6 protein-coding genes are annotated in these 7,820 nt (G+C 73.3%); 3 read left to right on the forward strand and 3 right to left on the reverse strand.

The genetic code is table 11. The annotated features are described in order from the left end of the window. Positions 1–20 precede the first annotated feature (20 nt). Positions 21–1,682 (reverse strand): urocanate hydratase, encoded by a 1,662-nt coding sequence (gene hutU, locus ACJA3G_RS24490; RefSeq protein ID WP_406555196.1) that lies wholly within the window; start codon positions 1,680–1,682, stop codon positions 21–23. Positions 1,683–1,796: 114 nt separating this feature from the next. Between hutU and ACJA3G_RS24495 the strand changes: the two genes are divergently transcribed. Next, positions 1,797–3,122, forward strand: coding sequence for a diaminopimelate decarboxylase (locus ACJA3G_RS24495; RefSeq protein WP_406555197.1), 1,326 nt, complete (start codon positions 1,797–1,799; stop codon positions 3,120–3,122). Between the two features lie 269 nt (positions 3,123–3,391). Here the strand turns inward: ACJA3G_RS24495 and ACJA3G_RS24500 are convergent, their stop codons facing one another. Continuing rightward, positions 3,392–4,231: a MurR/RpiR family transcriptional regulator gene (locus tag ACJA3G_RS24500; RefSeq protein ID WP_406555198.1), complete on the reverse strand. Its 840-nt coding sequence runs from the start codon at positions 4,229–4,231 to the stop codon at positions 3,392–3,394. Positions 4,232–4,364: 133 nt separating this feature from the next. Between ACJA3G_RS24500 and ACJA3G_RS24505 the strand changes: the two genes are divergently transcribed. After that, the gene (locus ACJA3G_RS24505) at positions 4,365–4,778 is read left to right on the forward strand and encodes a hypothetical protein (RefSeq protein WP_406555199.1); all 414 of its coding nucleotides are present in this window, start codon (positions 4,365–4,367) and stop codon (positions 4,776–4,778) included. Positions 4,779–5,151: 373 nt separating this feature from the next. Here ACJA3G_RS24505 and ACJA3G_RS24510 read toward each other — a convergent pair whose 3' ends face one another. Beyond that, positions 5,152–6,144: an SGNH/GDSL hydrolase family protein gene (locus ACJA3G_RS24510; protein ID WP_406555201.1), complete on the reverse strand. Its 993-nt coding sequence runs from the start codon at positions 6,142–6,144 to the stop codon at positions 5,152–5,154. A 188-nt stretch (positions 6,145–6,332) separates the two neighbouring features. Here ACJA3G_RS24510 and ACJA3G_RS24515 point away from each other — a divergent pair, with 188 nt between their 5' ends. Next, entirely contained in the window at positions 6,333–7,709 is a 1,377-nt protein-coding gene (locus ACJA3G_RS24515) for a cystathionine beta-synthase (protein WP_406555200.1), read from the forward strand. Positions 7,710–7,820 lie beyond the last annotated feature (111 nt).

Below are 7,820 nucleotides of genomic sequence, written 5' to 3' on the forward strand. Positions count from 1 at the left end.
GGCCGACGGGGTGCCCCCCGTCACGCTTCACCCTCCCGCATCGGCACCCGCACGCCCCGCTCGTCCGCGACCGACTCCGCGATGTCGTACCCGGCGTCGACATGCCGGATGACGCCCATCCCGGGGTCGTTGGTCAGGACGCGGCGGATCTTCTCGCCCGCCAGCGCCGTACCGTCGGCCACCGTCACCTGGCCCGCGTGGATGGAGCGGCCCATGCCGACGCCGCCGCCGTGGTGCAGCGAGACCCAGGACGCGCCGGAGGCGACGTTGACCATCGCGTTCAGGAGCGGCCAGTCCGCGATCGCGTCCGAGCCGTCGAGCATCGCCTCGGTCTCGCGGTACGGGGAGGCCACCGAGCCGCAGTCGAGGTGGTCGCGACCGATCGCCAGCGGGGCCGCCAGCTCGCCCGACGCCACCATGTCGTTGAAGCGCTCGCCCGCCTTGTCCCGCTCGCCGTAACCGAGCCAGCAGATCCGCGCGGGCAGGCCCTGGAAGTGGACGCGCTCGCCCGCCATCTTGATCCAGCGGTGCAGCGACTCGTTCTCCGGGAACAGGTCCAGGATCGCCTTGTCCGTCTTGTGGATGTCGGACGCCTCGCCCGACAGCGCCGCCCAGCGGAAGGGGCCCTTGCCCTCGCAGAAGAGCGGGCGGATGTACGCGGGGACGAAGCCGGGGAAGGCGAACGCCCGGTCGTACCCGGCCAGTTGTGCCTCGCCGCGGATGGAGTTGCCGTAGTCGAAGACCTCGGCGCCCGCGTCCATGAAGCCGACCATCGCCTCGACGTGCCGGGCCATGGACTCCCGGGCGCGGGTGGTGAAGCCCGCCGGGTCCTTCGCCGCGTACGAGGCCATGTCGTCGAAGTCGACGCCGACCGGCAGATACGCCAGCGGGTCGTGCGCCGACGTCTGGTCGGTCACGATGTCGATGGGCGCGCCCTCGGCCAGCATCTGCGGCAGCAGCTCCGCCGCGTTGCCGAGCAGGCCGATGGAGAGCGGCCGGCGGGCGTCGCGCGCCTCGACGGCGAGCTCCAGCGCGTGCCGCAGGCTGTCGGCCTTCACATCGAGGTAGCGGTGCTCGATACGGCGCTCGATGGCGCGCGGGTCCACGTCGATACAGATCGCGACGCCGTCGTTCATCGTCACGGCGAGCGGCTGGGCGCCGCCCATGCCGCCGAGGCCGGCGGTGAGCGTGATGGTCCCGGCCAGCGTGCCGTTGAACTTCTTCGCCGCCACGGCCGAGAACGTCTCGTACGTGCCCTGGAGGATGCCCTGGGTGCCGATGTAGATCCAGGAGCCCGCGGTCATCTGCCCGTACATGGTCAGGCCGAGCTGCTCCAGACGGCGGAACTCCTCCCAGTTCGCCCAGTCGCCCACCAGGTTGGAGTTGGCGATCAGGACGCGCGGGGCCCACTCGTGGGTCTGCATCACGCCGACCGGGCGGCCGGACTGGACGAGCATCGTCTCGTCCTGCTTGAGCGTGCGCAGGGTACGGACCATCGCGTCGAAGGAGCGCCAGTCGCGCGCGGCCTTGCCGGTGCCGCCGTAGACGACGAGCTTGTCGGGGTGCTCCGCGACCTCCGGGTCGAGGTTGTTCTGGAGCATCCTCAGGGCGGCTTCCTGCTGCCATCCCAGGGCGCTCAGTTCCGTACCGCGCGGTGCCCGTACGGGGCGGGGTCCTGACATGGCGAGGCCTCCTCACGACGTGACTCAGATATTCACATCCTGTCTGTCTGAATAGAACTAGTCAATACATCGGTACGTCTGCGCGTCGGCGCACCCGGTGATTGGCTGGAAGCCATGACCGACACGGATGCGGCGGCGCGCCGGGACCAGGCGGTGCGGGCGGCCGTGGAGCAGGGCCTCGTCGGCCCCGGGGTCCCGCTGGCCGCGCTGCTGGACGTCACCGGCATCCGGGCGAGCGCGAGGGCGCTGACCAGCGCCTTCGCTGCCGTCACCGACGCACCCGTGCTGCACGCCTTCGCCGTGAAGGCGTGCCCGCTGGTGCCGGTCCTGCGGCTGCTCGCGGCCGAGGGGCTCGGCGCGGAGGTCGCGGGCCCCGGCGAACTGGCGCTGGCCCGCGCCGCCGGGGTCGCACCCGGCCGTACGGTCCTGGACTCCCCCGCCAAGACCCCCGCCGAGCTGCGCGAGGCGCTGGCGCTGGGCGTGGCCGTCAACGCGGACAACCCGCAGGAGCTGGCCCGCCTCGACGCGCTGCTCGCCTCCACCGCGACCGCCTCACCGCTCGGCCTGCGGGTGAACCCGCAGGTGGGAGCGGGGTCCATCGACGCGCTCTCCACGGCCACGCGGACCTCGAAGTTCGGGGTGGCGCTGCGGGACGAGGGGGCGCGGGAGTGGGTCGTGGCGGCGTACGCGGCCCGCCCCTGGCTCACCCGGCTGCACACCCACACGGGCTCCCAGGGGGTGCCGCCGGCGCTGATGGCCGAGGGGGTGCGGGCGGCGTACGAGCTGGCGGAGGAGATCAACGCGCGCGTGGGCCGGCGCCAGGTCGACACGATCGACCTCGGCGGGGGGCTGCCGGTGAACTTCGCCTCGGACGAGGACAGCCCGACGTACGCGGAGTACGCGCGGCTGCTGCGCGCCGAGGTGCCCGGGCTCCTGGACGGGTCGTACGCGCTGGTGACCGAGTTCGGCCGGTCGCTGCTGGCCCGGCACGGGACGGTGCTGGCGCGGGTGGAGTACGCGAAGACGGCCGGGGGGCGGGCCATCGCGGTCACCCACGCGGGCGTGCAGATCGCGGTCCGTACGGTGTACGCGCCGGAGACCTGGCCTCTGCGGATCGCCGCGTACGGCCCTTCGGGCCGCCCCAAGGCCGGGCCGCCCGTCCTCCAGGACGTGGCGGGGCCCGCGTGCTTCGCGGGGGATCTGCTGGCGCGGGGGCGTCCGCTGCCGCGGCTGGAGCAGGGGGACTATGTGGCGGTGCTGGACACCGGGGCGTACTGCTTCGCCCACCACTACGCGTACAACAGCCTTGCCAGGCCGGGCGTTTACGGCTTCACGACGTCCCCGTCGGGCGTCCGCTTCGCGGTGGTCCGGGAGCCGCAGACGGTGGCGTCGATCGTGGCGGAGGCGGGTGGGGCGACCCCGGATGCGCTGCTGTTCTGACGCGGACCAGGGGTTCGTCTGCGGACCGGTGGGGGCTGGTCGCGCAGTTCCCCGCGCCCCTCAGGTATCCCGCCGCAGCCGGAGACCCCAGCTAAGCCACAGCCCCCCAGGGGCGCGGGGAACTGCGCGAGCAACCCAGCACGGCCCGCAGACGGGCGAGGGTTTTCAGGGGCGCGGGGAACTGCGCGACCAGCCCACCACCGGCCCGCAGACGAACGACGGCTTCAGGGGCGCGGGGAACTGGGCGGGCCCCCGCAGGCCAAAACGGCCTACTCCACGAACAGGCCGCGCCCCGCGGCCCCCGCGTCGAACTCCTCCAGCCGCGCCTGCGCGTCCGGCAGGCCGTCGCACATCGCCTCCAGCAACACCCGCCCCAGCAGCATCGGCGCGCACGCCGTGTCGAAGGCGAGGCCCGTGCCGACCGCGGCCGGGATCAGCAGGTCGCTGTGGCGCGCCACCGGCGCGAACGCGGAGTCGGCGACCGTGACCACCACCAGACCCCGCGTGCGCGCGTACGCCAGCGCGTCCACCACCTCCCGGGGATGCCGCGGCAGCGCGAAGCACAGCAGCGCCGACGCCCCGGCCCGCGACGCCGCGTCGATACGGTCGACCAGCATCGACCCGCCCTCGTCGAGCAGCCGCACATCCGGATGGACCTTGGCCGCGAAGTAGGCGAAGCCGCGCGCCTGCGAGGAGGCCGCGCGCAGACCGAGCACGGGCAGGGGCCGCGACGCCGCCAGCAGCCGCCCCGCCTCCTCCACCGGCGCCGGATCCGCCAGCAGCCCGGCCAGATGGCGCAGGTTCTCGATCTCGGCCTGCACCGCCTGCTGGTACTCGTTGTACGCGTCCTCACCCGCCGGAGCCGCGTCCGCGGGCACCACCTCGCGCAGATGGCGCCGCAGCGCCGGGTACCCGTCGAAGCCCAGCGCGACCGCGAAGCGCGTCACCGACGGCTGGCTCACCCCGGCCAGCTCCGCCAGCTCCACGCTCGACAGGAACGGCACATCGGCGGCCCTGCGCACCATGGAATGGGCGATCCGCCGCTGGGTCGGCGTCAGCCGCCGCCCCTCGAAGAGCTGTTGCAGCCGCGCGGCAGGGCCGTCGCTCATGCCGTCCCCCTTCCTCACGCCCGTAACTCCACGATATTCAGTCGCCCAGCACTCTGCATGACCATATGCAGGGGGGCAAGTACGGGGGCTATCCCCACTGTGCCCGCGCCCCCCGCTCCGTACCGTGGAGAGCATGGAAGCCCGCGACGCCGATCTGCGCAAAGAACTGGACGCCACCCTGCAGGCCCGCAGGGAGCTCGGCGAGGAGTACGAGCCCGCGCTCGTCGACTCGTTCCTGGAGAAGGTGGAGCAGCGCCTCGACCCGGCGATCGACCGCCGGGTGCGGCGCCAGCTCGCGGAACAGCAGATGGTGGTGGCGCGCGGCGGCCGTCCGCCGGGCCCGAGCCCCGACCTCGGCTTCGCCGAGCGCTTCGGGTTCGGCATGATCTCGCTGGTCCTCGCCATCCCGCTGTCCGCGATCGGCGCCGTGAACGCGGGGCTGAGCGGTCTCTTCGTCACCTGGGCGGGCATTTTCGGCGTCAACGCCGTGCACGCCGCCCGCCCGTGGCCGTGGCCGCGCCGCCGGGGCGACGGCGACACCGACTGAGGGCGGGACACCGGAATACTGAGAATCCCGGGAACCCCGGGAATCCCGGAAAGCTGAGCGCGGGGACCGCCGCACCCCCGGTCGCCCGGGGGGCGGGACGACGGCGGTCCCCGCGAGGGACACGGTCCCGGGTCAGGGCCGGTCGCCGCGTCCTGGACGCCTGGGACATCCGGGAGCCGCTCCGGAGGTCCTTGACGCCGCTGGTGGTGCCGGCCGGGTCTCCCCCGCCGACACCCTCCACTGTTCCGCACGAGTGTTAAGCGCGTGCTGCGCGGACATGTCGCGCCCGTACCGGTTCCGCGACGAATGTGACGGCGAAGAACGTGACGGGCCGGCACATCCTTTGAGCCGTACGGGACTCGGCGCCCGGCGCTCAGGGATGGGCCGGGTGCGCCGGGTGCGCGGTGGACGGCTCGGTCGCGGTCAGCCGCCGCCGGCGCCGGTGCTTGAGCAGTGCCCAGGGCGCGCGGGCCCCGCTCACCTCGGTGCCGGGCTCCGCCGCCGCCTCCGCCGCCGCCTTGGCCACCGGCAGGATGTCCTCGTCGCGGTCCGCGTCGAGCCGGTCGGCGTCCGGCCACAGCCCGAGCGAGGCGCAGAGCGTGGGCAGGACGGCCATCGCGGCCGTCGCGTACCCCTCGGCCGAGGGGTGGTAGTTGTCCGGGCCGAACAGCTCGCGCGGATTCGCCTCGAACTCGGGGCCGAGCAGATGGCCGAGCGACACCGTCCGCCCGCCCTGCTCGACCACCACGATCGTCTGGGCCGCCGCCAGCTGCCGCGAGACGCGCCGGGCCAGGAAGCGCAGCGGCTGGTAGACCGGCTCGACCGAGCCGAGGTCGGGACAGGTGCCCACAACCACCTCGGCGCCCGCCGTACGCAGCCGCCGCACCGCACCCGCCAGGTGCCGCACCGACAGGGTGGGCGGCATCCGGTGGGTGACGTCGTTGGCGCCGATCATGATCACGCAGACGTCCGGGACCCGGGCCTGGTCCGCCAGCAGCAGCGAGACCTGGCGGTCCAGGTCGTCCGACTGGGCGCCCGGCTGCGCCACGTTGCGGAGCGTGACCATCCGCTCGGCCACCGCCGCGAGCCCCGAGGCGAGCAGCGCCCCCGGGGTCTGCCCGGCCCGCCGCACGCCCTGTCCGGCGGCCGTGGAGTCGCCCAGCATGCCGAGCCGCAGCGGGGGCGTGCCGTTGGCGAACGCCACCCCGTACAGCCCGTCGGCGCTCGGCGGGTGCGGGGCGGTGGCACCGCCCACCGAGCGCCTGGCCAGCGCCGCCTCCGCGAGCAGCACACCGACCGCGGCCGTGGCGAGCAGCCCGATGCCGCCCCCGCCGAACGCCGCGCCCGCCGCGATGCGGCGCGCCACCCTCGCCCGTGACCCAGCCGACACCCCGGCCGACACGGTCGACACACTCCCAGCCACCGCCACCTCCTTGGAGCCGTACACCACCTACCTGCCCGGTGACGGGTGTCGCTCAATCCCGCTGTGAGGTGAACGGGCGCTCGCTGTGCGCATACGCTGGCGGGACCATCACGGAGACCCCGGAGACAACGGTGCAATTCCACGACTCGATGATCAGCCTCGTCGGCAATACCCCGCTGGTGAAGCTCAACAGTGTGACCGCGGGCATCCAGGCGACCGTCCTGGCCAAGGTCGAGTACTTCAACCCGGGCGGCTCGGTCAAGGACCGGATCGCCGTGCGCATGATCGAAGCGGCGGAGCAGAGCGGCGCGCTCAAGCCGGGCGGCACGATCGTGGAGCCCACCTCGGGCAACACGGGTGTCGGTCTCGCGATCGTGGCCCAGCAGAAGGGCTACAAGTGCATCTTCGTCTGCCCGGACAAGGTGTCGCTCGACAAGATCAACGTCCTGCGGGCGTACGGGGCCGAGGTCGTCGTCTGCCCGACGGCGGTCGACCCGGAGCACCCGGACTCGTACTACAACGTCTCGGACCGCCTGGTGCGCGAGACGCCCGGCGCCTGGAAGCCGGACCAGTACAGCAACCCGAACAACCCGCGCTCGCACTACGAGACCACCGGTCCGGAGCTGTGGGAGCAGACCGACGGGAAGATCACGCACTTCGTGGCGGGCGTCGGCACCGGCGGCACGATCACCGGCACCGGCAAGTACCTCAAGGAGGTCTCCGGCGGGGCCGTACGGGTGGTCGGCGCGGACCCCGAGGGCTCGGTCTACAGCGGTGGCTCCGGCCGTCCGTACCTGGTCGAGGGCGTGGGCGAGGACTTCTGGCCGACCGCCTACGACCGTGAGGTCACGGACGAGATCGTCGCGGTCTCCGACAAGGACTCCTTCCAGATGACCCGCCGCCTCGCCAAGGAGGAGGGCCTGCTCGTGGGCGGCTCCTGCGGCATGGCGGTCGTGGCGGCGCTGCGGGTGGCGGAGGGCCTGGGCCCGGACGACGTCGTCGTGGTCCTGCTCCCGGACTCCGGCCGCGGCTATCTCTCCAAGATCTTCTCGGACGAGTGGATGGCCGGGCACGGCTTCCTTGAGGAGGCGGGCCCGTCCGCCCGCATCGGCGACGTCCTCGCCGACAAGGAGGGCGCGATGCCCTCCCTCGTCCACATGCACCCCGAGGAGACGGTCGGGGAGGCGATCGAGGTGCTGCGCGAGTACGGCGTTTCGCAGATGCCGATCGTGAAGCCGGGCGCGGGTCACCCGGACGTGATGGCGGCCGAGGTCATCGGCTCGGTGGTGGAGAAGGAGCTGCTCTCGGCCCTCTTCGCGCAGCGCGCCTCGCTCTCGGACCCGCTGGAGAAGCACATGAGCCCGCCGCTGCCGCAGGTCGGCTCGGGCGAGCCGGTGGCCGAGCTGATGTCGGTCCTCGGCGAGGCGGACGCGGCGATCGTCCTGGTCGAGGGCAAGCCCACGGGCGTGGTGAGCCGCCAGGACCTCCTGGCGTTCCTGGCGAAGTAGCCCGCTGACGGGGGGCGCCGCACCTTTCGGGGTGGGGCGCCCCCTTTCCACGTCCGGGCTCCGCCCCGGGCCTCAGCGGGGGCTGATCGCGCAGTCCCCGCGCCCCTGAGG

Origin of the sequence: Streptomyces sp. YS-3 (assembly GCF_045257485.1) — a bacterium.
Lineage (GTDB): Bacteria > Actinomycetota > Actinomycetes > Streptomycetales > Streptomycetaceae > Streptomyces.